Annotated in this window: 27 protein-coding genes and 1 pseudogene; 12 read left to right on the forward strand and 16 right to left on the reverse strand. The window is 64.3% G+C overall.

Going from position 1 to position 26,997, the window contains the following annotated elements:
• The first annotated feature begins 16 nt into the window (after positions 1-16).
• The 3 genes from AC56QX_RS05745 (at position 17) to AC56QX_RS05755 (ending at position 1,965) form a co-directional block, all read left to right on the forward strand.
• Positions 17-877: an SMP-30/gluconolactonase/LRE family protein gene (locus AC56QX_RS05745; RefSeq protein ID WP_497114241.1), complete on the forward strand. Its 861-nt coding sequence runs from the start codon at positions 17-19 to the stop codon at positions 875-877.
• Positions 878-979: 102 nt separating this feature from the next.
• Positions 980-1,360 (forward strand): nuclear transport factor 2 family protein, encoded by a 381-nt coding sequence (locus AC56QX_RS05750; RefSeq protein ID WP_497114242.1) that lies wholly within the window; start codon positions 980-982, stop codon positions 1,358-1,360.
• On the forward strand, positions 1,339-1,965 hold the full coding sequence (locus tag AC56QX_RS05755) for a DNA-3-methyladenine glycosylase (RefSeq protein ID WP_497114243.1): 627 nt from the start codon (positions 1,339-1,341) through the stop codon (positions 1,963-1,965). Before AC56QX_RS05750 ends, AC56QX_RS05755 begins: the two co-directional genes overlap by 22 nt.
• Positions 1,966-1,999: 34 nt before the next feature.
• On the opposite strand, the gene AC56QX_RS05760 is transcribed toward AC56QX_RS05755, so the two are convergent.
• The 4 genes and pseudogenes from AC56QX_RS05760 to AC56QX_RS05775 form a co-directional block, all read right to left on the reverse strand.
• Positions 2,000-3,784 (reverse strand): SulP family inorganic anion transporter, encoded by a 1,785-nt coding sequence (locus AC56QX_RS05760; protein ID WP_497114246.1) that lies wholly within the window; start codon positions 3,782-3,784, stop codon positions 2,000-2,002.
• 67 nt (positions 3,785-3,851) lie between these two features.
• Positions 3,852-4,130: a helix-turn-helix domain-containing protein gene (locus AC56QX_RS05765; RefSeq protein WP_013528670.1), complete on the reverse strand. Its 279-nt coding sequence runs from the start codon at positions 4,128-4,130 to the stop codon at positions 3,852-3,854.
• 293 nt (positions 4,131-4,423) lie between these two features.
• Positions 4,424-5,133 (reverse strand): annotated as a pseudogene (locus AC56QX_RS05770) (phosphatase PAP2 family protein).
• Between the two features lie 27 nt (positions 5,134-5,160).
• The gene (locus AC56QX_RS05775) at positions 5,161-5,499 is read right to left on the reverse strand and encodes a hypothetical protein (RefSeq protein WP_027054900.1); all 339 of its coding nucleotides are present in this window, start codon (positions 5,497-5,499) and stop codon (positions 5,161-5,163) included.
• Between the two features lie 168 nt (positions 5,500-5,667).
• On the opposite strand from AC56QX_RS05775, the gene AC56QX_RS05780 reads away from it, so the two are divergent.
• Entirely contained in the window at positions 5,668-7,062 is a 1,395-nt protein-coding gene (locus tag AC56QX_RS05780; RefSeq protein WP_497114249.1) for a sensor histidine kinase, read from the forward strand.
• Entirely contained in the window at positions 7,059-7,721 is a 663-nt protein-coding gene (locus AC56QX_RS05785; protein WP_497114251.1) for a response regulator, read from the forward strand. Before AC56QX_RS05780 ends, AC56QX_RS05785 begins: the two co-directional genes overlap by 4 nt.
• 99 nt (positions 7,722-7,820) lie before the next feature.
• Here AC56QX_RS05785 and AC56QX_RS05790 read toward each other — a convergent pair whose 3' ends face one another.
• Complete coding sequence (locus AC56QX_RS05790; RefSeq protein WP_497114254.1) at positions 7,821-8,342, reverse strand: hypothetical protein; 522 nt, start codon at positions 8,340-8,342, stop codon at positions 7,821-7,823.
• Between the two features lie 276 nt (positions 8,343-8,618).
• Between AC56QX_RS05790 and AC56QX_RS05795 the strand changes: the two genes are divergently transcribed.
• Together AC56QX_RS05795 and AC56QX_RS05800 are read left to right on the forward strand one after the other, a co-directional pair.
• Positions 8,619-10,622 carry a PhoX family protein gene (locus AC56QX_RS05795; protein ID WP_497114258.1) on the forward strand — a complete coding sequence of 668 codons (2,004 nt, stop codon included), beginning with the start codon at positions 8,619-8,621 and terminating at the stop codon, positions 10,620-10,622.
• 137 nt (positions 10,623-10,759) lie between these two features.
• Entirely contained in the window at positions 10,760-10,984 is a 225-nt protein-coding gene (locus AC56QX_RS05800; RefSeq protein ID WP_475455337.1) for a hypothetical protein, read from the forward strand.
• 23 nt (positions 10,985-11,007) lie between these two features.
• Here AC56QX_RS05800 and AC56QX_RS05805 read toward each other — a convergent pair whose 3' ends face one another.
• The 3 genes from AC56QX_RS05805 to AC56QX_RS05815 all read right to left on the reverse strand — a co-directional run bounded on the left by AC56QX_RS05805 (position 11,008) and on the right by AC56QX_RS05815 (position 13,432).
• A complete protein-coding gene (locus AC56QX_RS05805; protein ID WP_497114260.1) occupies positions 11,008-11,688 on the reverse strand; it encodes a GNAT family N-acetyltransferase in 681 nt (226 codons plus the stop codon).
• The gene (locus AC56QX_RS05810; protein WP_497114263.1) at positions 11,685-12,170 is read right to left on the reverse strand and encodes a MarR family winged helix-turn-helix transcriptional regulator; all 486 of its coding nucleotides are present in this window, start codon (positions 12,168-12,170) and stop codon (positions 11,685-11,687) included. The genes AC56QX_RS05805 and AC56QX_RS05810 overlap by 4 nt, the downstream gene beginning before the upstream one ends.
• Positions 12,171-12,244: 74 nt before the next feature.
• Entirely contained in the window at positions 12,245-13,432 is a 1,188-nt protein-coding gene (locus tag AC56QX_RS05815) for a flavin-containing monooxygenase (RefSeq protein ID WP_497114265.1), read from the reverse strand.
• 442 nt (positions 13,433-13,874) lie between these two features.
• Here AC56QX_RS05815 and AC56QX_RS05820 point away from each other — a divergent pair, with 442 nt between their 5' ends.
• Positions 13,875-14,912, forward strand: coding sequence for a phosphatidylglycerol lysyltransferase domain-containing protein (locus tag AC56QX_RS05820; RefSeq protein ID WP_497114267.1), 1,038 nt, complete (start codon positions 13,875-13,877; stop codon positions 14,910-14,912).
• A gap of 79 nt (positions 14,913-14,991) precedes the next feature.
• On the opposite strand, the gene AC56QX_RS05825 is transcribed toward AC56QX_RS05820, so the two are convergent.
• Together AC56QX_RS05825 and AC56QX_RS05830 are read right to left on the reverse strand one after the other, a co-directional pair.
• On the reverse strand, positions 14,992-15,753 hold the full coding sequence (locus tag AC56QX_RS05825) for an ABC transporter permease (protein ID WP_497114269.1): 762 nt from the start codon (positions 15,751-15,753) through the stop codon (positions 14,992-14,994).
• Positions 15,750-16,676 carry an ABC transporter ATP-binding protein gene (locus tag AC56QX_RS05830; RefSeq protein WP_497114271.1) on the reverse strand — a complete coding sequence of 309 codons (927 nt, stop codon included), beginning with the start codon at positions 16,674-16,676 and terminating at the stop codon, positions 15,750-15,752. Before AC56QX_RS05830 ends, AC56QX_RS05825 begins: the two co-directional genes overlap by 4 nt.
• A gap of 239 nt (positions 16,677-16,915) precedes the next feature.
• On the opposite strand from AC56QX_RS05830, the gene AC56QX_RS05835 reads away from it, so the two are divergent.
• Both AC56QX_RS05835 and AC56QX_RS05840 read left to right on the forward strand, forming a co-directional pair.
• Positions 16,916-18,277 (forward strand): cytochrome ubiquinol oxidase subunit I, encoded by a 1,362-nt coding sequence (locus tag AC56QX_RS05835; protein WP_497114273.1) that lies wholly within the window; start codon positions 16,916-16,918, stop codon positions 18,275-18,277.
• Between the two features lies 1 nt (position 18,278).
• Complete coding sequence (locus AC56QX_RS05840; protein WP_497114274.1) at positions 18,279-19,283, forward strand: cytochrome d ubiquinol oxidase subunit II; 1,005 nt, start codon at positions 18,279-18,281, stop codon at positions 19,281-19,283.
• Between the two features lie 64 nt (positions 19,284-19,347).
• On the opposite strand, the gene AC56QX_RS05845 is transcribed toward AC56QX_RS05840, so the two are convergent.
• Positions 19,348-21,942: a helix-turn-helix transcriptional regulator gene (locus tag AC56QX_RS05845; protein WP_497114276.1), complete on the reverse strand. Its 2,595-nt coding sequence runs from the start codon at positions 21,940-21,942 to the stop codon at positions 19,348-19,350.
• 238 nt (positions 21,943-22,180) lie between these two features.
• On the opposite strand from AC56QX_RS05845, the gene AC56QX_RS05850 reads away from it, so the two are divergent.
• The gene (locus AC56QX_RS05850) at positions 22,181-22,453 is read left to right on the forward strand and encodes a DUF4242 domain-containing protein (protein WP_095202994.1); all 273 of its coding nucleotides are present in this window, start codon (positions 22,181-22,183) and stop codon (positions 22,451-22,453) included.
• Positions 22,454-22,778: 325 nt separating this feature from the next.
• Positions 22,779-23,279: a hypothetical protein gene (locus AC56QX_RS05855; RefSeq protein ID WP_497114277.1), complete on the forward strand. Its 501-nt coding sequence runs from the start codon at positions 22,779-22,781 to the stop codon at positions 23,277-23,279.
• A gap of 50 nt (positions 23,280-23,329) precedes the next feature.
• Here AC56QX_RS05855 and msrA read toward each other — a convergent pair whose 3' ends face one another.
• The 5 genes from msrA to AC56QX_RS05880 all read right to left on the reverse strand — a co-directional run bounded on the left by msrA (position 23,330) and on the right by AC56QX_RS05880 (position 26,994).
• On the reverse strand, positions 23,330-24,055 hold the full coding sequence (gene msrA, locus AC56QX_RS05860; RefSeq protein WP_497114278.1) for a peptide-methionine (S)-S-oxide reductase MsrA: 726 nt from the start codon (positions 24,053-24,055) through the stop codon (positions 23,330-23,332).
• 137 nt (positions 24,056-24,192) lie between these two features.
• Positions 24,193-24,510 carry a hypothetical protein gene (locus AC56QX_RS05865; protein ID WP_497114279.1) on the reverse strand — a complete coding sequence of 106 codons (318 nt, stop codon included), beginning with the start codon at positions 24,508-24,510 and terminating at the stop codon, positions 24,193-24,195.
• Positions 24,511-24,595: 85 nt separating this feature from the next.
• On the reverse strand, positions 24,596-25,288 hold the full coding sequence (locus AC56QX_RS05870) for a DUF1223 domain-containing protein (RefSeq protein ID WP_497114281.1): 693 nt from the start codon (positions 25,286-25,288) through the stop codon (positions 24,596-24,598).
• A gap of 109 nt (positions 25,289-25,397) precedes the next feature.
• Positions 25,398-25,724: a hypothetical protein gene (locus tag AC56QX_RS05875; protein ID WP_497114283.1), complete on the reverse strand. Its 327-nt coding sequence runs from the start codon at positions 25,722-25,724 to the stop codon at positions 25,398-25,400.
• 190 nt (positions 25,725-25,914) lie between these two features.
• Entirely contained in the window at positions 25,915-26,994 is a 1,080-nt protein-coding gene (locus AC56QX_RS05880) for a TadE/TadG family type IV pilus assembly protein (protein ID WP_497114285.1), read from the reverse strand.
• Between the last annotated feature and the right edge of the window lie 3 nt (positions 26,995-26,997).

Genomic DNA, 26,997 nt, shown 5'->3' on the forward strand with positions numbered 1-26,997 from the left:
TCACAGGAGAACAGCCATGAAACGCCTCATCATCTCAGCCTTTGCCGCCAGCATCGGTATTGCGGCCGCACCGGCCGCCCAGGCCGGCGAACTCTGGCGCGCCACGGGCCTCGAACAACCGGAATCGGCGCTGTTCGACGCTGCCAACAATCGAATCATCGTGTCCAACATCGTCGGCAACCCGGGCGATGCCGACGGCAACGGCTATCTCTCGGTGCTGTCCCTGGACGGCAAGACGATCACCCAGCACTGGACCGACGGCATGGACGCGCCAAAGGGCATGGCGATATCAGGCGGCAAGCTCTATGTCGCCGACATCACCAAGGTCCGCGTCGTCGATCTCGCCAGCGGCAAGCTCGTCGCCAGCATCGTGGTGCCGAATGCTGTCTTCCTCAACGACATGACCGCCGACGCGTCAGGCAAGGTCTACGTGACCGACATGCTGGCCGACACGATCTACCGCATCGACGGCGACAGGCCGGAGCTGTTCGCTAGGGATGCTTTGCTGGCCTCGCCCAACGGCGTATTCGCCGATGGCAACCGGCTGATCGTCGCCTCCTGGGGCAAGGGCATCAAGCCCGACTTCAGCACGGCGGAGCCGGGCGGGCTGCTGGCCGTCGACCTCGCCAGCAAGGTGGTTTCGCCGCTGCCCGGGGCGCAGAAATTCGCCGACCTCGACGGCGTCATCGCCATTGGCGATACCATCTATGCGACCGCCTACATGACCGGCACGCTCTACCGCTACAAAGCCGGCGGTGCGCCGGAAGCGGTGGCGCATTTCAAGCCGGGCAGCGCCGACATCGGCACCGACGGCAAGTCGATGCTCTACGTGCCGCTGATGAACGAGGGCGAGGTCGCGGCGCTAAAGCTCGATTGAGTCGGTCGCTTCAGGCCGATCCCGCGCGACCCCTGACTAACAGCCTTGGGATGGGCCGTGCTAGGACGGCCCATCCCACGGTGATGGTCGAGGAGGTTTGCCATGGACGATCGAGAGATTCGCGCCGCTCTGGATCGCCACTGGGCTGCCTCCGATGCCGGCGACTTCGAGGCCGAGCATGAGATCTACCGGGAGGATGCGGTGCTCGATTATCCGCAATCGGGCGAGCGCATCCGCGGGCGGCGCAACATCCAGTCGTCGCGCGCCGCGCAACCGAACCGCAAGCGCTTCAGCGTGCGGCGGATCACCGGCGCTGGAGACCTCTGGGTCACCGAATATGTCCTGACCTATGACGGGCTGCCGTCCTACACGGTCAGCATCATGGAGCTCCTCGACGGCAGGGTGGCCCGCGAAACCCAGTATTTCAGCGACCCGTTCGAGCCGGGACCGTCGCGCGCGCAATGGGCCGAGCGGATACCGTGAGCCACGGGGACGACCATCCGCCGATCGCTCGTTCGGAGCTGCCTGATGATACGGCCGCTCTCGCCCGTTACCTCATCGGCATGCTGGTGATGCGCGACTTGCCCGAAGGCATCGTCAGCGGCCGCATCGTCGAGACCGAGGCCTATGTCGTCGGCGATGCCGCCGGGCATGGCTATCGGGGGATGACCCCGCGCAACCGTTCGCTGTTCCTCGAGCGCGGCCACGCCTATGTCTATCTCGCCTATGGCATCTCCATGATGCTGAATGTTTCGAGCGAGATGGAAGGCATCGGAACAGGCGTGCTGATCCGGGCGCTTGAGCCGCTCGAAGGCATCGCCATCATGCGGCGGAATCGCGGCGTCGAGCGTTTGCGTGACCTGGCGCGCGGGCCGGGACGGCTGGCCACGGCGTTGCGGATCGATCGTTCGCTCGACGGGATCGACCTCTGCCGGAAAGGCCCGCTATGGCTCGCGCGCGGTGACTTTGAGCCCGGCGAGATCGGGCAAGGCATCAGGATCGGCATTTCGAAGGATGCCGACCGGCCGCTGCGATTTTATGTCAGGGGCAGCCCGTTCGTCAGCGGTCCGAGATCGCTCAACCAATGAGAGACGGCCAGACGCATCGAAATGAAACTGGACGCTACCCCGCCTCCAGTTTCCCCGCCAGCTGCGCCCGCGCGTCCTTGATCGAGGCGGCGTAGGTCACCAGCGGGCGTTTGACGCCGTGGTTGATCAGGGTGCGCCGTATCTGCGGCGAGGCGCCCGCTATGATGAAGCGCACGCCGGCGCGGCTGGCCTTGTGAGCCGCGCTTTCGATGACATTGGCGGCCGTCGAATCGAAGAGCGGCACGGCGGAACAGTCAAGGATGAAATTCTTGCGCTGGTCGGCGATGCGGTCGAGCACGCTGCCGACGGTCGAGGCGGCGCCGAAGAAGAAGGCGCCCGAGATACGGTAGACGACGGTGTCGGTGTCGCTTGCCTCGCTGGCATCATAGGCGCGGCCACTGCTGTCGGCGACATCGTCCTGCACCAGCGGCACATCCGCCTCCACCGCGATCGACTTGGCCATGCGGTCGATGAACAGGATCGAGCCCAGCGCGAAACCGACGACGATGCCTTCAGTCAGATCGCGGAAGACGACGATCAGGAAGGTCGCCAACAGCACCAGCGCGTCGCCGCGCGAAGCACGCAGCAGCGTGGCAAAGGCCTGTTTCTCGAACATGTTCCAGCAGACCACCGCCAGCACGCCGGCAAGAGCGGCAAGCGGGATGTAGCTGGCCAGCGGTGCCGCCACCAGCATGAAGACCAGCAGGAACAGCGAGTGCAGCATGCCCGAGACCGGCCCATGCGCGCCGGCCCGCACATTGGTGGCGGTGCGGGCGATGGTGCCGGTGGTGCAGATGCCGCCGAACAGCGCCGAGGCGATGTTGGCAAAGCCTTGCGCCACCAGTTCGCAATTGGAGCGATGCCGCCGTCCGGTCATGCCGTCGGCGACGACGGCCGACAGCAGCGATTCGATGGCACCGAGCAAGGCAAAGGCAATGGCATCCGGCAGCACCGCGACCACCTTGCCCAGGCTGAGCGCCGGCAGCGCCGGAAACGGCAGGCTGCGCGGAATGCCGCCATAGCGCGTGCCGATGGTTTCCGCCGGCAGTGCCAGCAGCGCCACCACCAGCGAGGCGAGCCCGACGGCGATCAGCATGCCCGGCCAGCCCGGCCGCCAGCGCTTGACCGCGACAATGGTGGCGATGGTCAGCACCGCCACCAGTGTCGCCGAGATGTTCACCGTGCCGGCTGCCTGCCCGATCGCCATCAGTTTCGGCAGCAGCGGCCCGGGCTCCGGCCCCGCAAGTTTCAGCCCGAACAATTCGACGATCTGGCCGGAGAAGATGATGATCGCAATGCCGGCGGTGAAGCCGACCGTCACCGGATAGGGAATGAATTTGATGTAGGTGCCGAGCCTGAGGTAGCCGATGGCGAGCAGGAAGAGGCCGGACATCATCGTTGCCAGGAGCAGTCCGTCGACGCCTTCGCGCTGGACGGTTGCCGCCACCAGCACGATGAAGGCGCCGGCCGGGCCGCCGATCTGGAAGCGGCTGCCGCCGAGCGCCGATATGATGAAGCCGCCGACGATGGCGGTGAACAGCCCGCGCTCCGGCGTCACGCCCGAAGCTATCGCAATCGCCATCGACAGCGGCAACGCGACGATGGCGACGGTCAGCCCGGCCATGAAGTCGGCCTTGAACTGCGGCAGGTGGTAGCCCTCGCGCCAGACCGTCACCAGCTTGGGCGTGAACAGTTCGGCAAATGTCGGCTTTGCCGACCCCTGGGCCGACCCCTGGGCCGACTTTTGGGCCGACCCATGGGCCGATTTGTGTGCTGCCTTATGGGCCGGTTGATGCACTGCCTGACGGGCCTGATCCATGGACTGCCTTCCGAAGCTGAAAGGCGGCGGGATCGTCGGCAGGACTGTCGGCGGTCGCCGTCGCGACTTATGCCGGCTCAGCCTTGGGATCTGGCGGCACCGCGGGCTTGAGGCGCACGCCTCTGCCGCCGCGCTCGCTGGCCTGGTTCTCGCCGATCAACTCCACCCCGGCCTCGTCGAGCGCCTGGATGACCTTCATCAGCGTATCGACCACGCCCCGGACCACGCCGTCGCTCGCTTCCATGCGCTGGATGGTTGGAAGCGAAACGCCTGCGCGTTCGGCGAGCGTCTTCTGATCGATGCCGGCCAGCGCCCTTGCGGCGCGCATCTGCGCGGCAGTGATCATCGGTCGGAACCCATGTCTGAGTCTGCTGAAATAACGTATAATACCCTTACCATGATGTTTCAAGCATCAATATGAATGTCTGAGGCGTAAGCCGCATCGCCTAATTGTCCATTTTGCGATACTTCCCGAGGAATACGAGCTAGGGTTTCGTCCATCCGAGGCAGGGGTAACGCGGTTGACTATTTTCAAGGCTTTGATGACATCGGCATGCTTGCTGTCGACGGTTCTGGCACTGGCAGGCTGTGGTGGGCACCTGATCAACAGATTGATCTGAGGCAAGCCTGAACGCGCGGTCAGGCGCCGTCATCATCGTCACCCACCACATGGCGCCGCTGCAACATCCGCGCCACCAACCAGCATAGCATCGCCCAGGCGAAGCCGGCGCACCAGCCGGCGAGCACATCCGACGGCCAGTGGACGCCGAGATAGATGCGGCTGACGCCGACCAGCACCGTCGCCAGCACGGCCAGCGACAAGACGTATATCTTCGTCGCCCGCCCATGCAGGAAGCGCGCCGCGAGCGAACCGAGGGTGAGGTAGGTCACCGCCGACAGCATGGCGTGGCCGCTCGGGAACGAGAGCGACGTCTCGTTGACCAGATGCGAAACGAGTTCCGGGCGTGGCCGGTCGATGCCGAGCTTCAGCAGGCTCGACAGCACCGGCCGCCGGCGACGGCAACGAAGATGAGGAGCGCGGTCCCCGGCCTGCGGATCAACAGCAGATAGAGGATCGTTGCCGTCGTGATCAGCACCAGCACGGCTGAGCTGCCGAGACTGGTGATGTCGCGCATCGCCCCTTCCAGCCATAGCGGGCCGATCGGAACGCCGGGTTGGCCCGCCTGGCGGAAAGCGAGCAGGATTTCGCTGTCGAAGGCGTGCGGCGAGGTGGCCCGGGCCACCTCCATCAACTCCTCAAAACCCCACAGCCCACCGGCAATGACCAGGCCGGCCAGCAGGACCGGGAATTCGATGCGGTTGAGCAGGGTGCTTGCGGTGTCTTTCATCGGATCGGTGTCGCAGCCTTCATTCTATCAACGCCCTTGCAGATAGGGCCCAAGCGTGATCAGCGCCACCGCGGCGATCGCCAGCACGATGCCGCTGGCCTGCAGCGCGTTGACGCGCTCGCCGAAGAACACCAGCGCCACGACGTTGACCGACACCAGTTGGATGACCGCCGAGAGGCTGAACGACACCGACATGCCGAATTCGCGGATCAGCCGCAGCATGATCAGATTGCCCAGCGAATAGAGCGCGAGCGTCAAAAGGATCTTGCCGAGGCTCGGCGCCAGCCCCCATTGCTTGGCGGCGGTCGCCGCCAGAAGGAAGATCACCGTCGAAAAGCCGAGCTGCAGCAGTCCCGAAAAACTCAACGTCCCGTCCCCTCGAAGCGGCTCTGGCGGCATCTGCCGCGGACCTTGTTTCCGAAGCACGCCGAGACGTCAAGTAACCTCGTTCTAACGAAGGTCTTGGCAACGGCAAGACTGAGGCTCAATGTGCTTATGTCGCCCGGCTGTCGATGGAAGGGCGGTCAGGGGCACATGATTCGTATTCTGCAGAACTTGGCGCGACGCTGGAGCGAGCTTTCCCTTGCCCTGCAATTCCTCGTTGCCGGCGGCTTTGGCCTTCTGGCCGTCATGCTGGTTGTGGGCGCCTGGGTGACGTCGCAGATCCGGGACGGCGTCACCCGCAATTCGGCCGCCACCACGGCACTTTATGTCGACAGCGTGATTGCGCCGCTGCTGCCCGACCTGCGCAAGAGCGAGGAACTCAGCGAGTCCGTCAAGCAAGCGCTCGACGAGACGCTCGGCCAGGGCGCGCTCGGCAAACGCCTGGTCTCGTTCAGGCTGTGGCGCCGCGACGGTACCGTGCTCTACGCGAAAGACTCAGCCTTGATCGGCCGCCGCTTCGACCTGACCGACAATCTGCGGTCCGCCTTCCAGGGCAGCGTCACCGCCCAATTCGATACGTTCGACGGAGACGAAGAGAAGGAGCAGGCCGCCGGCGTCCCGCTGCTTGAGATCTACAATCCCGTGCGCGAACCCTGGTCCGGCGAGGTGGTGGCCGTCACCGAATTCTTTGAGGTCGCCAGCGATTTCAAAGCCACGCTGGCTTCCGCTCTCTTATCGAGCTGGCTGATCGTGGCCGGCACCACCTTGATGGCTTTTCTGCTTTTGTCGGGCATCGTGCTGCGTGCCAGCCGCACCATCGACGATCAGCGCGGGGCGCTGCGCCGGCAGGTGTCGGAGCTGCAGGGCCTGGTGACGCAAAACAGCGCCTTGCGGCAGCGTGTGCAGCGGGCGTCCCGCCGCGCCACCGCATTCAACGAACGATATTTGCGCCGGATCGGCGCCGACCTTCATGACGGACCGGCGCAACTCGTCGCCCTGGCGGCGCTGCGCATGGACAGCCCGGTATTTTCCGGCGACGGCAATTGGGGCGAAAGCCGCTCGACCGAGGTTACGATGATCCGCAAGACGCTGGAGGATGCGATGCGCGAAATACGCGGCATCTGCACCGGTCTCGTGTTGCCGCAGATAGAGACGGCTGCCGCAATGGACATATTGCGGCTGGCGGTCGACGAACACCAGCGCCGGACGGGAACGTCGGTGATGCTCACGCTGCCCAGGCATTTGCCCGAACCCGGAGCCTCCGAGAAGATCAGCATCTATCGTTTCGTGCAGGAAGGGCTGAACAACGCCTATCGCCACGGGCGGGGCAAGGACCAGGCGGTGCGTGCCGAAATGAAAGGTGGCAGGCTCTTCGTCGAAGTATCGGACGGCGGGCCAGGCTTTGATCCAGCGGCACGGGTCGAAGGATTGGGGCTGGCTGGTCTCAGGGATAGGGTTGAAAGCATTGGCGGCCAGTTCGAAACCCGGACTGGACCGCAAGGCACGCGGCTGGTGATCAGCCTGTCGGTCGAGGAGCAAGCATGATTAACGCCATTCGCATCGCTATTGTCGACGACCATCCGCTCTTTCGCGAAGGCGTGACACGCAGCCTGTCGGAGCTCGGAGGCTTCGAGATCGTCGGCGAAGGTGCGACGGCGCAGGATGCCGAACGCATCGCCTCGACGGTGCGGCCCGACCTATTGCTGCTCGACATCTCCCTGCCGGGCGGCGGCCTGGCGGCGGTTGCAACCATCCTTGGCGACCATCCCACCCAGAAGATCGTCATGCTGACCGTTTCGGAGGCCAATGCCGACGTAACCAAAGCTCTGAACGCCGGGGTGCAGGGCTATATCCTGAAGGGTGTCGGATCGCGCGCGCTCGCCGACATCCTGCGCAACGTGGCGGCCGGCGAGAGCTATCTTACGCCGGCCCTGTCGGCGCGGCTGCTTTCGGATCTCCAGTCCCCGCAGCCTGCCAATGGCCTGGCGGACCGGCTGCGGCAACTGACCGAACGGCAGACGGAAATCCTGCGGCTGGTGGCGGAAGGGCTCAGCAACAAGGAGGTCGCCCTGCGCCTGGAGCTGCAGGAGAAGACGGTCAAGCATCACATGACCGGGGTGCTGTCGAAGCTCAATGTGCGAAACCGCACTGAAGCGGCTCTCATGATGCGCGAGTTTCGCGACCAGGACCGGAACCGCTCGTAGGCCAACTTGAACCCGCACGAGGGCCAGACAAAGAGAGGTCACCTCCGCCGGGGGCGGCGGAGGTGACATGCGAAGCTGGTCGTTGCCTGTTGACCAGCCTCACATAGCCTTCAGACGGCTGACATCGGCCGGCGTGGCCTGGCGGTCTATGATCGTACGACCCAGCGCATCCTGCATCCTGAAACGGCCGTTCTCGACCTTTTCCGTCAAGCCGTCTGGGTGCTCGACCGTGATCTTGTTGCCGTCAATGTCGACCTTGTCGCCGGTCGTAGCGTTGACATGACTGGCGCTCTGGCCGTTGCCGGAAGCGGCGGAATTGCCGCCGCTATTGCCATTACTGTTCCCGCTATTGCCGTTACCGTCCCCGCTATTGCCATTGCCGTTCCCGCTGTTGCCATTGCCGGAATTGCCGCCGCTGTTGCCGCCGCCATTGCCACCGCTATTACCGCCACCGTTGCCGCCGCCATTCCCGCCGCCGCCCTTGCCGGCCTGTGCGGTGACGGCGTCGATTCCGGGGGCGGAGCCGTGCAGGGAAATTCGATAGGGGACGATGGTCAGCGCCAGAGCAGCCGCCGAAACGAGCGTCAGCCGGCGACAACGGGCCGTGATCGATCCGTGCATCCCTGATTCTCCGTCGATTGAGCCGGCGCGCCCACCCCAACGTTGCAACCAGCAACATCGCCGAAACATGTGGTGACCGGAAGCGACCTCCGACCGTTGCGGTTGTCCTCCAGGACCTTTGCCAGCGCAAGATTGGACCAAAGTCTGAGGTGCGCGTGAGCAAGTCGCCTCGCCCCCGGTATTGGAGCTTGTATGATGTCACGAAAATGTGATCGGCCTGGCTTAAGGGGTCGAACAGGCAACAAGCTCCAGCCACTCCAAAGCCAGAGGCCCCTTATGACCGAACATCGTTCCCCCGACGCTCGATTCCGCACCAGCCTGCTCGAGGAAAACGAAGGACCGGCCATCAACCCCACCGACAACCGCACCATGGGCGAAATCATCGCCGCGCGGTTCTCGCGCCGGGGTTTCCTGAAGGGATCGCTCGCCGTCTCGGCGATCGCCGCCACAGTCAGTCCGCTGGCCATGATCGCCGCAGACGATGCCCGCGCCGCGGAAGGCTCAGCGTTCAAATTCGATGAGCTCCAGGCCGGCATCGACGACAAACATCATGTCGCGCCGGGCTATGACGCCGACGTGCTGTTGCGCTGGGGCGATCCGCTGTTTGCCGATTCACCGGAGTTCGATCCGACCAAGCAGTCGGCGCAGGCGCAGGCCAGGCAGTTCGGCTACAACAACGACTATGTCGGCTACATCGCGATCGACGGCTCGGCCGAGCACGGCCTGCTGGTGGTCAATCACGAATACACCAACCCGCATCTGATGTTCCCGGGCATTGTTTCGATCGTCGAGAAGGACGGGAAGAAGAAGGCCGAGGTCGCGCCGCTCTCGAAGGAGCAGGTCGATGTCGAAATGGCGGCGCATGGCGGCACCATCGTCGAAATCCGCAAGGCGGGCGACAAGTGGCAAGTGGTGCGCGACGGCAAGCTCAACCGCCGCATCACCGCCACCACCGAAATGGCGCTGTCGGGCCCGGTCGCCGGCCATGACCGCGTCAAGACCAATGCCGATCCGTCCGGCACGAAAGTGTTCGGCACTTTCAACAACTGCGCCGGCGGCGTCACGCCGTGGGGCACCTATGTGATGGCCGAGGAGAACATCCACGGCTATTTCTCCGGCGAACTGCCGGAAGGCCACAAGGAAGCCGCCAACTACAAGCGGCTCGGCATTCCGGAAGGCGCCTATGAATGGGGCGCGCATTACGACCGCTTCAACCTCGCCAGGGAGCCCAACGAGCCCAATCGCTTCGGCTGGATCGTCGAGGTCGACGTCAACGATCCGACCTCGACGCCGATGAAGCGCACTGCCATGGGCCGCTTCAAGCATGAGGGCGCCGAATCGATCGTCGCCAAGGACGGCCGCGTCGTCTTCTATCTCGGCGACGACGAGCGCTTCGACTATGTCTACAAGTTCGTCACCAAGGGCACGTTCAATGCCAACGATCGTGCGGCCAACAAGGACCTGCTCGACGAAGGCACGCTGCATGTCGCCAAATTCGCCGAGGACGGCACGGTCGACTGGCTGCCGATCGTCTTCGGCCAGGGGCCGCTGACGGCGGAAAACGGCTTTGCCGGCCAGGCTGACGTGCTGATCGAGACGCGGCGCGCCGCCGATCTGCTCGGCGCCACCAAGATGGACCGGCCCGAAGACATCCAGCCCAATGGTGTCAACGGCAAGGTCTATGTCATGCTGACCAACAATTCGAAGCGCAAGGCCGACCAGGTCGATGCCGCCAACCCGCGCGCCGAAAATGCCTTCGGCCACATTATCGAGATCACCGAGACCGATGGCGATTTCACTTCCACCAAGGGCAAATGGGAAGTGCTCTTGAAATGCGGCGATCCCTCGGTTGCCGATGTCGGCGCTACCTTCTCGACGGCGACGACGAGCAATGGCTGGTTCGGCATGCCCGACAATTGCGCGGTCGATTCGGCCGGTCGCCTGTGGGTCGCCACCGACGGCCAGGGACCGAAGGCCACGGGGCGAACCGACGGCCTGTGGGCGGTCGACACGGAAGGGGCGGCACGGGCGACGTCAAAGCTGTTCTTCCGCGTGCCGATCGGTGCGGAAATGTGCGGCCCGCTGTTTGCGCCCGACGACCAGACCGCCTTCGTCGCCGTCCAGCATCCGGGCGATGGCGGCGAGGATTGGGACGGTTTTGGCCGCCCGTCCTACTATGAGGACCTGTCGACACGCTGGCCGGATTTCAAGCCGGACATGCCGGTGCGGCCGTCGGTTGTCGCCATCACCAGGCAGGGCGGCGGCAAGATCGCGGTCTGATCTCGGCGCCAGTTTGCAGCCTTGGGAGGGGTTTCGGTTCCCGAACGCCCCTCCTTCGCGGCATGAAGCCCATTCAAGCTCCGGGAAAGATTGGCAATTTACAGGTGGCGCCCTAACTCCTCCTTCAGGAGACCGCCATGTCGAAGTCCGTCTATGATCGTGGCCTGCTCAAGCCCGGCGACATCGCCAGGCTGCAGCGCGTCTTTGACGAAGCCTGCCTCAAGCGCGAAGCACACCCCGATTCACCGGAAGCGCGCGAAATCGCCCTGACCCTGCTCGCCCTCCACAATGCCGGCATGGTCGACGAGGAGATGCTGACAGACGCCGTCGGTTTCCGCCGGCTGGAGCCGAAATCAGCCTGAGATCGAAGAGCCGCTTCCAGCCGCTATCCGGTGCGCTGAACCACGGCCACATTGATCGCGCTTCGCAATTTGAAGCCGATGGATTCGTACAGCTTTATCGCGCCGGCGTTGGTGGCGTAGGCGTGCAAGTAGGGTACCTCGCCGCGTGCGAAAATCTGATTGGCCACGAACACGGACAGCAGCCGGCCGAGGCCGCCGCCGCGGACATCCGGATGCGAGCAGACGCCGCTGAGCTCGCTGTAGCCAGGCTGTTTCATCCGCTCGCCGGCCATCGCCACCAGCCGGCCGCCGGCCTTCACGCCCCAGAAGTCGCCAAGGCTCAATGCTCCAGACGTGAATGGGCCGGGCTTGGTGAGCGACGCCAGGGCTACCATATCCGCCACATCGTCCTGTGTCAGGCGTTGCACCCGTTCATCCGACACCAGCTGTAACGGCGCCTCGGCAACCATCTGCACGGCCGCGGCTTGCGAGATTGCCGAGAGCCCGGCCGGAAGGGCAATGGGGTCGGCCTGAGCCATGATGACGCTGTCACCGGGGCCGACAAGGTCCGCGAAAGCCCGCAGGCTTTCGGCATCGTCGGCGGCGGTGGCGGCGAAAAGGGCGAATGACGGCGAATAGCGCCTGGCGAGCTCACCACCTTGCGCGAGGGCTTGATGACGCGTCGCAAGCGCGCTCCAGATGGGCCGGTCGAGAACATGTTTCATTGCGCGATAGCCTTTTTCACACGGCGATCGAGTGGAGCGGCGGCGAGGCCGTCCTCGATAGCGGCGAGTTGATCGAGAAGCGGCCCCGAGAGGTCCCGGCACAGATCCGCGACGGCGCTCTCGATGCGCGGCCAGACGTCCCGCTTCGCCACGTCGACCAGGCGCTGGCCCTTGCCTGTCAACGAGACCATCTTGCGGCGCTGGTCGCCATCCGACTGGACGGCTTCGACCAGCCCCAACTCGGCCAGCAGCGACACGCTTCGCGTCACGCCCGGCTGGGTCAGCCCGAGCGATTGCGCCAGTTCGCCGACGGCCAAGGGCCCCAGCCTGTCGAGCGCGGCAAGCAGCGGGTACTGGCTCGATTGAAGCGGGACCTCCAGGCCGTCGAGCAGATGCTGCGCGTCGGCCTGCAATTGTTCGCCGATGCGCTTCAGCCTGCTGCCCAAGCAGAGATAGCCAAGAGACCGGACAACGTCTTCCATGATCAATCTGTCCCTTAATCTATAACATGTTATATAATACGGCAAGGAACGAGTCAAAGCCGTCTTCGCTCAAATCAGCGTGAGCCACCCGAGGGCCGAGAGGAGCCGGCGATCCGCTTGGCGATCGCCTTGCCCAATATGGCGGCATTGGCAAAGCAGCCGCGAATGCTCGGCCGCATGCCGGTGAACCACAGGCCGGGCAGTTTCGGATCGGCGTCGCCGCCGTTGAAGAGCGGGACACCCTTGCTGTCGAGCACGCCGAGACTGCCGACCATGCGCTCCAGCCCGGTGCGGTAGCCGGTTGCGGCAATGACGATATCGGGATCGATCAGGCGGCCATTGGCCAGGACCACACCGTCGCGGCTGAACTCGCGTATCGCCGGCACGACGGTGATCTTGCCCGATTTGATGGCGTCGACGGCGCCGTCGTCCGCGGCGATCGCGGTGTAGTCGGAGGTCAGGCGGCTGGCGCCGCCCGACGGTGCGGGCGGCAGGCCGAATTTGGTCAGATCGCCGAAAACCAGGCGCTGCGTCGCGGCGATCGCCGCATCGGCGACGCGCAGCGGCAGGCGCGCCATGAGCGGCGAGAGCCTATGCACGGCGATCTTGCCGATCCGCTTGGGCAGCAGGGCGGGGCCATTGCGGGCCGACAGCCAGAGAGCAGCCACATCCACGCCAGCCAGATGATTGAGGGCGTCGAAGCCCGAATTGCCGGCGCCGACGACCAGCACCTTCTTGCCGGCATAGGACTTGGCGTCGCCAAAATCCGCCGAATGGATGATCCGGCCCGCGAAGGCCTCCACGCCCTTCCATTGCGGCGTGAACGGCTCCTTGTCGCGGCCGGTGGCGACGACGACATGACGCGCCAGGCGCGAGCCGGCGCTGGTGCGCACGGCCCAGTGGTCGCCCCTGAACACGATGGTCTCGACGGCGACGCCGAACTCCACCGGCAGCCGGTTCGCCTCCCGGAAATCGTTCATATGGCGGATAACGACGTTCTTGGGTGGAAAGGCTGGCGTATCCCCGGGATAGGAAAGGCCCGGCAGTGCCGAGAGATCGCGATGGGTGTTGAGATGCAGTTGCTGGTGCCGCCGATGCCAGGGCTCGGCCAGCCGGCTCTCCTTTTCCAGGATCGCCGCCGGCACGCCGGCCTTGATCAAAGCCTGGGCGACGGCCAGTCCGGCAGCACCGGCGCCAATGACGATCACCGGCTCGATCGTCACCAACTGCTCCACCATCGGTCTGGTCGTCGTATCAGCCATTCACTCTCAAAACCCATTCAACCGCCGCAGCATCCCGACAGGTTCGCAGGACGCTGTAACCGTTTGATCGCGCGCAAACCCATGCAGCGGATCGGTACCGATTGCCGAGGCCGCGCGCCGGGCCGCGCTTGCGCTCCAGAGCATTGCGCCGCCAAGCGGAAACAACTTCCATCGCAGAAATGCGGCCAAAACAACGACATGACGCGGGATGCCCGCTTCTGTCCGAAACCATGCAGCCCTATATGGCATATCCGCGGCATCGGCGATAATCAGGTCGCGGCAATGTGATTGATTCGAGCTCCGGGGGCTGGCGGATCTCGTTACCGACGCAGGAATTCGAAATCGCAGCGATTTTGGCTTCCCGCGAAAAATCAGGACGCCGTGGCGCGTCTAGCGTGTCGAAAGGCACGTCGCGCCACAGACGGCACGCGGAATCTCGACCATGCCCTCCTTGCGGATCTATTTCGACAAAATCCTTGAGGGCGCCTCGCCCAAGGTCGAGCGCCAGGCGCTGACGCATGTCGAACGGCTGGCGATTGTCCGCCGCCATGGCGATTTCTCGCTCGCCTATTCCACCGCTGTACAGCAGAAGCTTTCCTATTTTGGCGACGCCGACGGCTACATCGCCTTCGGCACCAAGATGAAGCACCATTTCGCGCTTGGCGACCCGGTGGCGGCGCCGGCCATGCGGGCCAACTACATCAGGCGCTTCGTCGAGACCGCCGGCGACCCGTGGTTCGTGCAGATCGGCGAGGAGACGGCGCGCGTGCTGGCCGGGCTCGGCTACAGGGTCAACCGGCTGGGCATCGACACAAGCCTCGTGCTGCCCGAGCATGATTTTTCCGGCAAGCGCAACGAGACTGTGCGCTATTCCGAGCGCTGGCTCTTGAAGAAAGGCTTTTCGTTTGAGGAAGACAAACGCACGGTCCACCTAGACGAAATCGCCCGGCTGTCCGAAAACTGGCGCGGCGACCGCATCGTCAGGCGCTGGGAGATGGGCTTCCTCAACCGCCCCTTCTACGATCAGCTCGGCACCGACATGCGCCGCTTCGTCCTGCATGGTCCCGATGGCGAGCTGATCGCCCTGCTCGATTTCGATCCGATTTTTCGCGACGGCAAGGTCATCGGCTACACCACCGCCTTCAAGCGCAAGCACATCGATGCCTCGCCGCACGCCGAGATCGGCCTGACCAAATTCGCTGTCGACCGGTTTCGCGAAGAGGGCATGGAGGTGGTCACGCTTGGCCTGTCGCCGCTCGTCGACGTCGCCCCCAGCGGATTTGCCGAAAGCGACTTCTGGCGCAACACTTTTCAGCGCGCCTATGATTCACCATGGGTCAACCGCCGCCGGTTCAACCTGCAGGGCCAGGCGGCCTTCAAGCGCCGCTTCCACGGCATGGAAGAGCCGGTCTACATCGCCTTCCGCCAGGGGACCTATATCGAGATGCTGGGGTTGCTGCGGTTGGTCAAGGCGATCTAGATCTGCCGATATTCAGGTGAGGCCGGCCTGACCTGAATCTCAACAGATCTCGTCGGCGTGTCAGCGTGCCTTTGCCGCGTCAGTTCCTCAACCGGTAGCCGGTCTTGAAGATCCAGGCGACGATCGCGATGCAGACGGCCAGGAAGACGACGGTCATGCCGAGGCTGATGCCGACCGAGACGTCGGACTTGCCATAAAAGCTCCAGCGGAACCCGCTGATCAGGTACACCACCGGATTGAACAGCGTGATCGTCTTCCAGATACCGGGCAGCATGTTGATCGAATAAAAGCTGCCGCCGAGGAAGGTGAGCGGCGTGATGATCAACAGCGGCACCAGTTGCAGCTGTTCGAAACTTTTCGCCCAGATGCCGATGATGAAGCCGAACAGGCTGAAGGTCACCGCCGTCAGCACCAGGAAGGCGACCATCCAGAACGGATGCAGGATGGTGAGCGGCACGAACAGCGAGGCGGTGGCGAGGATGATCAGGCCGAGGATGATCGACTTGGTGGCCGCACCGCCGACATAGGCGATGACGATCTCCAGGTAGGAGACCGGCGCCGACAGCAATTCGTAGATCGAGCCGACGAATTTCGGGAAGTAGATGGCGAAGGAGGCGTTGGAGATCGACTGCGTCAACAGCGACAGCATGATCAGCCCCGGCACGATGAAGGCGCCGTAGCTGATGCCGTCGATCTCGGTGATGCGTGAGCCGATGGCCGAGCCGAAGACGACGAAATAGAGCGATGTCGAGATGACCGGCGAGACGATGCTCTGCAGCAGGGTGCGGAAAGCACGTGCCATTTCCATCCGGTAGATGGCCCAGACTGCACGCAGGTTCATGCGTCTTTCCTCACCAAATTGACGAAGATCTCCTCGAGCGAACTGTTTTGCGTGTCGATGTCGCGGAACTGGATGCCGCCGGCCTCAAGGTCGCGGATCAGCGACGCGACGCCCGGCCGCTCGGCCTGGTTGTCATAGGTGTAGGTCAATTGCCCGCCATCCGGCGACAGCTCCAGCGCGTAGCGCGAAAAGGCTTCCGGAATGGCGGTCAGCGGATTGCGCAGTTCCAGCACCAGCCGCTTGCGGCCGAGCTTGCGCATCAGTTCGGCCTTGTTCTCGACCAGGATGATTTCGCCGCGGTTGATGACGCCGACGCGGTCGGCCATCGCCTCGGCCTCCTCGATATAGTGGGTGGTGAGGATGATGGTGACGCCATCCTCGCGCAGCCGGCGCACCATCTCCCACATGTCCTGGCGCAGCTCGACGTCGACGCCGGCGGTCGGCTCGTCGAGGAACAGGATGCGCGGCTCATGCGACAGCGCCTTGGCGATCATCAGCCTGCGCTTCATGCCGCCCGACAGCGTGATCGCCTTGGCGTCCTTCTTGTCCCATAGCGACAGGTCGCGCAGCACCTTCTCGACAAAGGCCGGGTTGGCCGGCTTGCCGAACAGGCCGCGGCTGTAGCTGACGGTCGCCCAGACGCTCTCGAAGGCGTCGATGGTCAGTTCCTGCGGCACCAGGCCGATCAGGCTGCGCGCGGCGCGATAGTCCTTGTTGATGTCGTGGCCGTCGACGGTGACTGTGCCGGTCGAGCGGTTGACGATGCCGCAGACGATCGAGATCAGCGTCGTCTTGCCGGCGCCATTGGGCCCAAGCAGCGCGAAGATCTCGCCGCGCTGGATGTCGAGATTGACTTCCTTGAGCGCGGTGAAACCGGTGGCGTAGGTCTTGGAGACCCCGGAAATGGACAGAATGGAGGGCATGGCTGAAAACGGCTGCCTGAAAGAGGTCCCCTGATATAGGCCGAATGTCGGAGCGTGCAACCGGAAGTCAATGGCGCTGCTGACAGTTCTGGACAGCGGTTGCAAGGAACGGCTGGAGATGTGCCGTATGAACCGGTAAAATTGTCCTGTGGCGTTCAGCCTCGCGGCAGGACGCCGCTTTGACCTGACCTGGTTTCGGGCCTATCCTTCCCGAGTACTTGCAGCAGCCGGAGCCCGCCATGGACCCGCTCATACTGTCGCGCATCCAGTTCGGCGCGAATATTTCGTTTCATATTCTGTTTCCGACGATCACCATTGCACTTGGCTGGGTGCTGCTGTTCTTCAAGCTGCGCTACAACGCGACCAACGATTCCGCCTGGATGCGCGCCTATTTCACCTGGGTGAAGGTGTTTGCGCTGTCTTTCGCCATGGGCGTGGTTTCCGGCGTCACCATGAGCTTCCAGTTCGGCACCAACTGGCCGGGCTATATGGAAAAGGTCGGCAACATTGCCGGGCCGCTGCTGGCCTACGAAATCCTCACCGCCTTCTTCCTCGAAGCAGCCTTCCTCGGTATCATGCTGTTCGGCTTCCGTCGCGTCTCCAACCGCGTCCACACGCTCGCGACGGTGCTGGTCGCCGGCGGCACCACGCTGTCCGCCTTCTGGATCATCGCGCTCAATTCCTGGATGCAGACGCCGGCCGGCTTCGAGATGCGCGATGGCGTGGCGCACGCCATCGACTGGTGGGCGATCGTTTTCAACCCGTCCATGCCCTACCGGCTGGTGCACATGCTGCTCGCCTCGGGTCTCACGGTATCGTTCCTGATATCGGGCCTGTCGGCGCTGCGTTATCTCAATGGCGACCGCTCGGAATCGATGTGGAAGGCGCTGCGCACCGGCGTCTTCACCGCCGCCGTCCTGATCCCGATCCAGATCTTTGCCGGCGACCAGCACGGGCTGAACACGCTGGAACACCAGCCGCAAAAGATCGCCGCCATGGAGGCCAACTGGAACACCGGTCCCAACGTGCCGCTGGTGCTGTTTGCGCTGCCCGATGAGGCGGCGAAGGAAAACAAATTCGAGATTGCCATTCCCGACGGCGCCAGCCTGGTGTTGCGGCACTCGACCAGCGGCGTGGTGCCGGGGCTCAACGACTATCCCGGCAACCATCCGCCGGTCTTCCCGCTGTTCTGGAGCTTTCGCATCATGGTCGGCACCGGGCTGTTGATGCTCGCCGTCTCGTGGACGGCCGCCTTCTTCCTCAAGCGCCGCCACAGCCTGCCGAAGCCGCTCGCGATGCTGATGGTGCCGATGGCGCTGTCGGGCTGGCTGGCGACGCTGGCCGGCTGGTACACGACCGAAATCGGCCGCCAACCCTGGCTGGTGACGGGCGTGCTGAAAACCGCGGACGCCGTCGGCCCGGTGGCGGGCAGCCATGTCGCGCTGACGCTCGCCATCTATCTCATCCTCTACGTGCTGTTGCTGATCGCCTATCTCGGCGTGCTGGTGCATCTGGCGCTGAAGGCGGCGAAGGATGGCGACACCTCACCGCTGCCGGGTGTCATGAAGGCAGCCATGTCGCAGCCGGCGGCGGGAGAGTGACATGACTTTCGACTGGCCAACCGCGCTCCCCCTCATCTTCGCCGGCCTGATGGGCCTCGCCATTCTGATCTACGTCATTCTCGACGGTTTCGATCTCGGCATCGGCATCCTGTTCTCGGTCGCCGAAGATGCCGAGCAGGATACGATGATCGCGGCGATCGGCCCGTTCTGGGATGCCAACGAAACCTGGCTGGTGCTGGCCGTCGGCCTGCTGCTGGTCGCCTTTCCCCTGGCGCATGGCGTCATCCTGACCGCACTCTACATTCCGGTCTTCGTGCTTTTGGTCGGGCTGATCCTGCGCGGCGTCGCCTTCGATTTCCGTGCCAAGGTGCCGAGCGGCAAGAAGCACCGCTGGAACCGCATTTTTTTCCTGGGTTCCGTCATCGCCTCGCTGGCGCAGGGCTATATGCTGGGCGTCTACGTGCTCGGCCTCGATGTCGGCTTTGGCGGCATGGCGTTCGGCGCGCTGGTGGCGTTCTGCCTGGCCGCGGCCTACGCGGCGATGGGCGCCGCCTGGGTGATCTACAAGACCGAGGGGGAATTGCAGAAGAAGGCCGTGCTCTGGCTGCGCACCGCGCTGGTGCTGACCGCGCTCGGCATGGCGGCGGTATCGCTGGCGACGCCCTTCGCCAGCCCGCGTATCTTCGACAAATGGTTCGTCTGGCCGCAGATGCTCTATCTCTCGCCGCTGCCGATCCTGTCGGCGCTGCTGTTCCTGTGGCTGTGGCGGCAGACCTTCCATCTGCCGAAGCCCGACGACCGCCATGCGCTGACGCCGTTCCTGACCCTGGCAGCCATCTTCGCGCTCGGCTTTGCCGGTCTCGCCTGGTCGTTCTACCCGTATGTGGTGCCGGATAAATTGACCATCTGGCAGGCGGCGTCGGCGACCGAAAGCCTGGCCATCATCCTGGCCGGCACGGTCGTGGTGCTGCCGGTCATCATCTTCTATTCCTTCTATGCCTACCGGGTGTTCGGCGGCAAGGCGACCGACCTGACTTACGACTGACCTCTTTGTTTTGACGCAATTCCGGACTGAAAACCGGGTCCCACTTTTCCTGGAATTGCTGTTTTCAGATCAATCCGGAATCGCGCGCGGCGGCGGTGGCCTCTCCTCGCGAGACCGCATCCAGCTTGCCCAAAACCGCCGAGACATGGTGATCGACCGTCTTCGGCGAAATGGTGAGATGTTCGGCGATCCGTTTGTTGGACAGGCCGCGCTCGATCAGCTGCAGCACTTCCATCTGGCGCTGGGTCAGGCCGGCGCTGTTGGCACGGGTGGTCTGTCGCGGTCCCCGGGCGATGTGAATGATGCCGTTTCGCCGCATGAGCTCGCGCACATGCTGGGCAGCCGGCTGGGCGCCAAGGCTTTCGAATATCTCCAGCGCCGAACGCTGCGCCGCCTCGTCGCCCTGGGCCAGGGCAAGGCCGCGCTCGAAGGGAGCGCCAATGCCGGCCCAGACATCCGCCGCCCCTTGCCAGTCGCCGGCCAGCAGCATCCGGTAGGGAGCAGCCATGTCCGATGTGTCGCCGGGGTCTATGGAAGGGCCCAGCAGCTGCCGCCAGCAGGCCAGTTCGGCAAAGGCTCCGCGCGTCGGTGACAAGGTCTCGGCCAGATCGATCAATCGCAACGCCTCGTCCTTTTTTGCCGCCCCAAGCCATGCCTGCTCGGCGATGACAGCCGCATAGGGCAACAGCCGCTGCAGTTCGGCTCCTTTCTCCAGAAACCGAGCCATTTCCGCCAGAAGCGGCTCGGCCGAGGGATCGCCGCGGCGCAAGCGCAATTTCGCCAGCGCCACAACAGCGGGATAGCGCACCAGCGCGGCCGCCTGGCTGCTGGTGATGACTTCGAGCGCTTCGTCCGCCGCCTCGTCCCATTGTCCATAACGCAGCAGCAACTGCGCCCGCACGCCGCGCATATAGTCGCGCCAGGTCGCGAGATCGTTCTCGACGCAATAGTCGATCCCACGATCGAGAAAGATTTGCGCCTGGCTGTAGTCCAGCTGGTTCATTTCGCTGCAGGCGCTATTGGTGAAGGCGCGCGCCGCGTGTTCCTGAAAATTCTGCTCGAGCGCGATCTCAAGGCTGCGGGCAAGGTGCAGCCGGCCGCTGGCCACGTCCAGCCACTGCTCGGCAGAGCCGAGATTGTTGAGCGCGTGGCAGACGATGTCGGGCCGGTCCACCTGTTCAGCGAGCCTGATCGCCTTGGCGCCCAGCGACAGGGCCTCGTCGAGCCGTTCGGCCAGCATCGCCAGTTGCGAGAGATTGGAATAGGCCATGGCCAGCTCCGGTCCGGCCGGCGCGGTTTCCAGCAACGCGACGGCCTCGGCGCCGAACAGGTCGGCGGCCTGACGGTCGCCCATCAGATAGGCGAACCGCGACAGCCATCTGAGGCTGTCTCCCTCCTTCAGCGTGTTGCCGAGGGCGCGCTGCAGTGTACGCGCCTGCTGCTGAGCCTCGATGGCCTCGGCGATGCGGCCGATAAGGTGGCATTCAAACGCGTAGTGCTCGTGCAGCGAGGCGCGCTCTTCGGCCGAAAGGGTCTCCGCGTGGCGCAGCGCGACCTCGTAGTGGCCTGCGGCATCGCGATGGGCGCCGACGCGGGAAGCCTCCCGGGCGGCGACCGGCGCCAGTTGGCGCACCGCCTCCAGATTGTGCGCGCCCACCGCATGATGGACCAGCCGGGCGGTGGCGACTTCGCCCCGTTCGAGCAGCGCGGAAAGGGCGCGCTGGTTGAACTCGCGCCGCTGGCTTGTCGTCAGCATCGTCTCGATGGCGCGGCGGGCGATCTCGTGCCGGAAGGCGTAGGCATCGCCGAGATCGTCGAGCAGGCCATTCGAGACGCATTCCGCGAGCTGGCCGGCGGCGGCCACGCCGCACAGGCCCTGCAAGGCCCAGGCGTCGGCGCGCCTTGGAAACACCGACACCGCACCGAGCATCGAGCGGGCACCGGCAGACAGGCGGTCGGCGCGCGCGACCACGGCGTCGCGCACGCTGGCCGGCAGTGCCGTTTCATTCTCGGCGCTCAGCAATTCGGTGACGAAAAAGGCGTTGCCGGCCGTCGCCCGGTAGATGGCGTCGCCGTCGCGGCCGACGGCGGCGGCGAGTGACACCACCGCCGCTTCGCTCAGAAACGGCACGTCGATGCGCGCAACGCTGCCCGACGGGATTTCACCCAGGGCCCGGCGCACACGCGCCTGTCCCTCGCTGCGATCGGTGCGCGCCGTCAGCAGCAGCAGGATGTGGGTGCTGGCGATGCGGCGGCCGAGAAAGCGGACGAAGTCGAGCGTCGCGTCATCGGCCCAGTGCAGGTCCTCGATCACCAGCAGCGTCGCCCCCGACCTTGCCTCGAAAACCTCCATCGCATCGGAAAACAGCGGCAGCCGCTGCCCCCGCCGGGCGTCGACCGCCTGCGGCATCGCCCATTGCGCCTCGCGCGCCAGATCGTAGAGAGGCCCGAGCGGGTCGGGTATCGACAGATCCTCGCAAGCGCTGCGGAAGATGCGCGCGCCCGGATCGGCATCGCCTATGAAGGCTTCGACCAGCGCCGACTTGCCGGCGCCGGCCTCGCCCGACAACGCCGCGACGCGTCCACGTCCGCGTCCGGCTTCCGCCAAAAGTTCGTTGAGTTGCGCCAGCTGCGCCTGCCGTTCCAGAAGCATCGTCATCGCTCAAATGGGGTTGGTTTCACCGCTGCGCTGGACATCCGCCACGACTGTCCTAGGCGCTTGCCCGGAAATGTGACCCTCCACACATTCCGGTGCCATTCTCCACATAACGCCGCCAATATAGGGAATCTTCCACACAAAATATAGGGAAAGGTTCCGATGTGCGCCCTTTGCGAGCGTGATCAATGTCCAGCCGCGCTCAGATCGAGCGTGAATCAACACCAAAGGGAAACCCGATATGCCTCGCTATGTAGTTGAACGCACATTTCCAAATGGCCTCAGCGTGCCGATGAACGATGCCGGCGCCGATGCGCTGGGCGGCGTCATCATGCGCAACGCCGAAAAAGGCGTGACCTGGGTGCAGTCCTTCGTCTCGCCCGACAAGAAGCAGAGCTTCTGCATCTATGATGCGCCGTCGCCGGAAGCGATCCGCAGCACCGCCCAGAAGAACGCGCTGCCTGTCGACAAGATCACGGAGGTGCGGGTTCTTGACCCTTACTTTTACCGTTGATCCCGACCATGACCATCCAACTGCCCTTCGCGGCGGTGGCGGCTTGCCTGACAACGCGTCCAGCGCGGTGTCGGCGGCTTCGAGACCAGTCGGACGAGGCCCGCTACTGGGCCGGATTCTCCGACGGTTTGCCTCGCTGCTGTTCGCACCATTGCGCAACAGTCGGCGCCGGTTGCCTCCGCAGGACGACTATCTAAGACGCGACATCGGCCTGCCGGGGCGCGGGGAGCTGCCGCACTACTGGGACTTCACCCGGTACCACTGACAGCCATCGACTTCGCAGCGGGAGCGGCTGCTTCCGCTGAATCAACAACGAGGAGAGAAAATGAACATCCATGTGTGGACCAAGCACCTCATCAACCTGTCGATCCTGTCGATCGCGGCCACGGCGGCGAATGCCCATGATACGGGCGCGCTGGATGAGAAAGTGCGGGCGGCCAACAGCCGTTTCGAGAATGTGGCGATGGCCACCGCCGAAGGCTATGCGCCTATCCCGTGCGCCAGCGGCATCACCGGCGGCGCAATGGGCATCCACTATGTCAACGCGGCCTATTTGAAAGACGATGCCGTCGATCTGGCGAAGCCGGAAGCGGTGATGTACGAGCCGATGGCGGACGGCACGCAGAAGCTGGTGGCGGTGGAGTACATCACCTCGAAAGGCCCGGCCTCGCTCGAGGGGCAGCTGTTCAACTTCAACAGCACACCCAACCGTTATGGCCTGGGCGCCTTCTATGAGCTGCATGTCTGGGCCTGGAAGAAGAACCCGACCGGCACGTTCGCCGACATGAATCCCGATGTGTCGTGCGACGCGATGAAGGCCATGTAACCGAGGCGCGAATCTCCCCCCTCGAGGGGGAGATTACGCGGCCTCGAAACTCAATTGCTCGCCGAAAGCACCAGCACCGGCTTGTCGCTGTACAGCGCCGGGAACAGCTGCTTCAGGTTCGCCACCTTGGGCAGATCGTTGTAGACGATGTAGGGATAGGTCGGGTTCAGCGTCAAAAAGTCCTGGTGGTAGTTCTCGGCCGGATAGAAGGTCTTGCCGGTCTCGATCGTGGTGACGATCGGTGCCGCATAGAGCTTGGCCTTGTCGAGCTGGTCGATGTAGCTCTGCGCGATCTTCTTCTGCGTGTCGTTTTCGGCGAAGATCGTCGAGCGGTACTGGGTGCCGGAGTCCGGACCCTGGTAGTTCAGCTGCGTCGGATTGTGGGCGACCGAGAAATAGACCTGCAGCAGCTGGCCATAGGTCACCTTCGAGGGATCATAGGTGATCTCGACGGATTCGGCATGGCCGGTGCGGCCGGTGCCGACGGTCTCATAGACGGCGTCATCCTTGGCGCCGCCGGTGTAGCCGGAGACGGCCTGGCTGACGCCCTTGACGTGCTGGAACACGCCCTGGACGCCCCAGAAGCAGCCGCCGGCGAAGATCGCCGTCTCGCTGCCCGGGGCTGCCTTTTCGTCGAGCGCCGGCGGCGGGATGACGACGGCGTCTTCCGCCGAGACGGCCGGTGTCAGCCAGAAAGCAGCGCCCGCGGCAGCAAGGGCCATCGCCGCCAGCGCGCCTCTGACAAAGCCGGTTGAACGGTTCTTGGTATTGGTCATGGTTGCACTCCTCATGGCTTCCATTTGGGATCAGTCTATTGGATCAGCTACGATAGCGCGATGCGCGAGTTGCGGCGGTGGCTCAAATTCGCGTGCGACCGCATGGTCGCACGCCATTTGCGCCGCCGGGATCGAGCCTAGTTCGCAGGAGCCATAGCATCCGCCGGCTTCATCGCATCGGTCGCCGGTTTCATGGCGTCCGCCGCTGGCTTCATCGCATCAGCGGAGGGCTTCATCGCATTGGTGGCCATCGGGTCGGCGGGCTTCATCGCGTCGGTCGCGGGCTTCATGGCATCCGCCGGCTTCATGGCATCTGTCGCCGGCTTCATGGCGTCGGTGGCCATGGCGTTGGCGGGCTTCATCGCGTTGGTCGTGTCGTCGGCGCGGGCGCCGGCGACGAAAACGGCGGCCGAAAGGGCGAAGGCGAGCGCCGGCAGGGTCAGGTACTTGGTCATGAGAGTCTCCTTGGGTTTTGGCGCGCGGAAGCGGGCCGGGTGATGCGTTGCCGCGTTCCACGGCCCCGCGCGATAAAAGGGATGATCAGTTGGTCGCGGCGGCCAGGATCGGTCCACCGCCCGGTGCTTGCACCAGCACGGCGGTGCTGAGGCCACCGGACGCGGCGGGCAGCGCATAGGCCGTGGCGTCGCCGGTCCAGCTGCCGAGTTTGGTCAGCGCATGCACGACATTGGCATGCGGCAGGGTGCGGCCGGTGTTTTCGCCGCGCGCCACCGGCACCTGGACGACGCCCTTGGTGTAGCGCACCAGCCAGACATCGGCCTTGCCGCCCGGGCCGGCGCCGATCACGACCTTGCCGCCCTCGAGCGACAGCGAGGGGCCGCCGGTCTTGGCCGTCGCCGCGATCAGATGCTCGATCTCGCCGGGTGCGGCGCCGACGACATCGGCATGGCCGTTGACCACGACTTGCGGCGTGAACGGCCCGTCATGGCCGAGCGGCGGCTCGTAGGAAACCTGGCGCTGGGTGAATTCCTGTTTGCCGAACGTGTCCTTCCAGCCGAGATAATCCCAGTAGGTGACGTTGAAGGACAGCGCCAGCACGCCGGGCTGGTCCTTGACCTTGATCAGGTTGGCGTTGGCCGGCGGGCAGGACGAGCAGCCCTGGCTGGTGAACAGCTCGACGACGCTGAGCGGCTGCGCGGCAGCGGCACCGAGCGAGGCGGCGAGCGCGATTGCGCCCAGGCTGGACAATGCGGCGAATTTTCTGGCTCTCGGCATCGGCTGGCTCCGTGTGGGAAGGCGCTCAGATGCGCCTGTCATTCCCCCACTTCGCTGCCGTTTGCCGCTTCGTTACAGCGCTCACCGGTTTGTGATCACGGCGCCAGACTTATGCGCGCGGCCCAAAACGCCACAGTGAGGTGTAGTGCATGATCGGCCGCTCAAAAATTGCGCCTTCCGCGACAAATCGCTTTCCTGCATCGAGCATGGGCTGGAAAGTATCGAGCTGCCTGGCGTGCTCCAGCGTGTCCCAGACACTGGTGTTGATCAGCGACAGTGTCGCCTCGTCCGCGCCGGCGTAGAAGGTGAGCAGCCCTGGCATGGCCTCGATGCCGGGCCGAAGCGCTGTCTCCGCCTCCAGCATCATCGCTCGCAACAGAGCGAACTTCGGGGCATCGCAACGCAAGATGGACACACGCAGCACGGGGTCTGACATGGCGTTCTTCCTCCTGAGGCCGCCATGATAGCTGATCTCCCCCTTGAGGGGGAGATGGCCGGCAGGCCAGAGGGGGTCGGGCCGACTGGGTGCGACCTCCTGCGGCAAATGGAGGCTGGCGCTCTACGCGCGGCGCCTGTCGCCTTCGGCGACATCTCCCCCTCGAGGGGGGCGATCGGCAGTTCCGGCCTTACTGCGTCAGCGCTGTGTCCGAGGGCCGCTTGTTGAAGTCGCACTTGCCGGTGACGTTGTAGAAAAAGTCGGCATTCGAGGACGGAGTCGGCACCGTTGTGCCACCGTCTTCCCAGGCTTGATAGCTGGTGACGCCACAAGGCACGATGGCGAAGATGTCGACCTTCGTCCCGGTCGCGGTCTCGATCAGGGAGTTCGCGTCCACCCCGCTATAGAGTCGGTTGGAGGTGCTCGCATCGTCCGATTTGAGGTATTGCGGGTTGCCCGATGGCACGTACATCTGCAGAGAGAGGCCACCCATCTGGCTGACATCGATCGCCGCGCCGGAGCCGTTGGCCGGATACATGGTGTCGACGCAGGTTGTCAGATATTTGTTGCTGCCGCTGGTCTGCGTGATCGCACCGGCGGGGAGATTGTTGAAATTGTTCACCTTGGCGGTGGTGCAAACCTGCGACTGGACGAGCGTCTTGATGTCTGCGCCACCATTGTTGGTGATCGTGTACACGTTCGTGGTGCCGTAGCCCTTCGGATCCCCGAAGCCGTTATAGGCATACTCGATGGACATCAGCGGCTTGGCCGCCGTGGCTCCAAATTGGGTGCCGTAGAGCGTCATCGTCTTGTTCCACCAGCCCGACACCTTGGAGATCTTGAAGGTCGCATTGACCAGCGCCGGCGGCTTGCTGACCGCCGACACGACGGCAATCGGCACGGAGTCGATCCTGGCGATCTTCATGAAAATGGTCGGCATGGAGAAACTTGCCGTGGCCTGGCCGGTGGCGGCGGCGGTGGTGGTACCAGCCACAAAACTGTTCAGCGTCGCGGTGCCCTGGCCACCATTGGCGATGAAGGAATCCTGCAGCGCCGTCTGGCGCTGCGCCAGCGTCGAGGTGGTGTCCATGGTGGTGATCGACAGCAGCGCGGCATCCAGCGCCTGCTGCTGGTTGGACCGGGTTTGGATCGCGCTGGTATAGTCGACCGAGAAGCCGACCGCGGATATGATCGGCAGCATGGTGAGAAAGAACAACGGCATTATCGAGCCGCTGCGCGACTCCAGGAACCTGACTGCAATCCCCCGCATTTC

Source organism: Mesorhizobium sp. RCAM 06353 (assembly GCF_059683585.1).

What these genes read in the sequence shown, in the direction of transcription:
- AC56QX_RS05745 (WP_497114241.1), top strand. Translation starts at nt 17, where the DNA reads ATGAAACGCCTCATCATCTCAGCCTTTGCCGCCAGCATCGGTATTGCG.
- AC56QX_RS05750 (WP_497114242.1), top strand. Translation starts at nt 980, where the DNA reads ATGGACGATCGAGAGATTCGCGCCGCTCTGGATCGCCACTGGGCTGCC.
- AC56QX_RS05755 (WP_497114243.1), top strand. Translation starts at nt 1,339, where the DNA reads ATGGGCCGAGCGGATACCGTGAGCCACGGGGACGACCATCCGCCGATC.
- AC56QX_RS05760 (WP_497114246.1), bottom strand. Translation starts at nt 3,784, where the DNA reads ATGGATCAGGCCCGTCAGGCAGTGCATCAACCGGCCCATAAGGCAGCA.
- AC56QX_RS05765 (WP_013528670.1), bottom strand. Translation starts at nt 4,130, where the DNA reads ATGATCACTGCCGCGCAGATGCGCGCCGCAAGGGCGCTGGCCGGCATC.
- AC56QX_RS05780 (WP_497114249.1), top strand. Translation starts at nt 5,668, where the DNA reads ATGATTCGTATTCTGCAGAACTTGGCGCGACGCTGGAGCGAGCTTTCC.
- AC56QX_RS05785 (WP_497114251.1), top strand. Translation starts at nt 7,059, where the DNA reads ATGATTAACGCCATTCGCATCGCTATTGTCGACGACCATCCGCTCTTT.
- AC56QX_RS05790 (WP_497114254.1), bottom strand. Translation starts at nt 8,342, where the DNA reads ATGCACGGATCGATCACGGCCCGTTGTCGCCGGCTGACGCTCGTTTCG.
- AC56QX_RS05795 (WP_497114258.1), top strand. Translation starts at nt 8,619, where the DNA reads ATGACCGAACATCGTTCCCCCGACGCTCGATTCCGCACCAGCCTGCTC.
- AC56QX_RS05800 (WP_475455337.1), top strand. Translation starts at nt 10,760, where the DNA reads ATGTCGAAGTCCGTCTATGATCGTGGCCTGCTCAAGCCCGGCGACATC.
- AC56QX_RS05805 (WP_497114260.1), bottom strand. Translation starts at nt 11,688, where the DNA reads ATGAAACATGTTCTCGACCGGCCCATCTGGAGCGCGCTTGCGACGCGT.
- AC56QX_RS05810 (WP_497114263.1), bottom strand. Translation starts at nt 12,170, where the DNA reads ATGGAAGACGTTGTCCGGTCTCTTGGCTATCTCTGCTTGGGCAGCAGG.
- AC56QX_RS05815 (WP_497114265.1), bottom strand. Translation starts at nt 13,432, where the DNA reads ATGGCTGATACGACGACCAGACCGATGGTGGAGCAGTTGGTGACGATC.
- AC56QX_RS05820 (WP_497114267.1), top strand. Translation starts at nt 13,875, where the DNA reads ATGCCCTCCTTGCGGATCTATTTCGACAAAATCCTTGAGGGCGCCTCG.
- AC56QX_RS05825 (WP_497114269.1), bottom strand. Translation starts at nt 15,753, where the DNA reads ATGAACCTGCGTGCAGTCTGGGCCATCTACCGGATGGAAATGGCACGT.
- AC56QX_RS05830 (WP_497114271.1), bottom strand. Translation starts at nt 16,676, where the DNA reads ATGCCCTCCATTCTGTCCATTTCCGGGGTCTCCAAGACCTACGCCACC.
- AC56QX_RS05835 (WP_497114273.1), top strand. Translation starts at nt 16,916, where the DNA reads ATGGACCCGCTCATACTGTCGCGCATCCAGTTCGGCGCGAATATTTCG.
- AC56QX_RS05840 (WP_497114274.1), top strand. Translation starts at nt 18,279, where the DNA reads ATGACTTTCGACTGGCCAACCGCGCTCCCCCTCATCTTCGCCGGCCTG.
- AC56QX_RS05845 (WP_497114276.1), bottom strand. Translation starts at nt 21,942, where the DNA reads ATGACGATGCTTCTGGAACGGCAGGCGCAGCTGGCGCAACTCAACGAA.
- AC56QX_RS05850 (WP_095202994.1), top strand. Translation starts at nt 22,181, where the DNA reads ATGCCTCGCTATGTAGTTGAACGCACATTTCCAAATGGCCTCAGCGTG.
- AC56QX_RS05855 (WP_497114277.1), top strand. Translation starts at nt 22,779, where the DNA reads ATGAACATCCATGTGTGGACCAAGCACCTCATCAACCTGTCGATCCTG.
- msrA (WP_497114278.1), bottom strand. Translation starts at nt 24,055, where the DNA reads ATGACCAATACCAAGAACCGTTCAACCGGCTTTGTCAGAGGCGCGCTG.
- AC56QX_RS05865 (WP_497114279.1), bottom strand. Translation starts at nt 24,510, where the DNA reads ATGACCAAGTACCTGACCCTGCCGGCGCTCGCCTTCGCCCTTTCGGCC.
- AC56QX_RS05870 (WP_497114281.1), bottom strand. Translation starts at nt 25,288, where the DNA reads ATGCCGAGAGCCAGAAAATTCGCCGCATTGTCCAGCCTGGGCGCAATC.
- AC56QX_RS05875 (WP_497114283.1), bottom strand. Translation starts at nt 25,724, where the DNA reads ATGTCAGACCCCGTGCTGCGTGTGTCCATCTTGCGTTGCGATGCCCCG.
- AC56QX_RS05880 (WP_497114285.1), bottom strand. Translation starts at nt 26,994, where the DNA reads ATGCGGGGGATTGCAGTCAGGTTCCTGGAGTCGCGCAGCGGCTCGATA.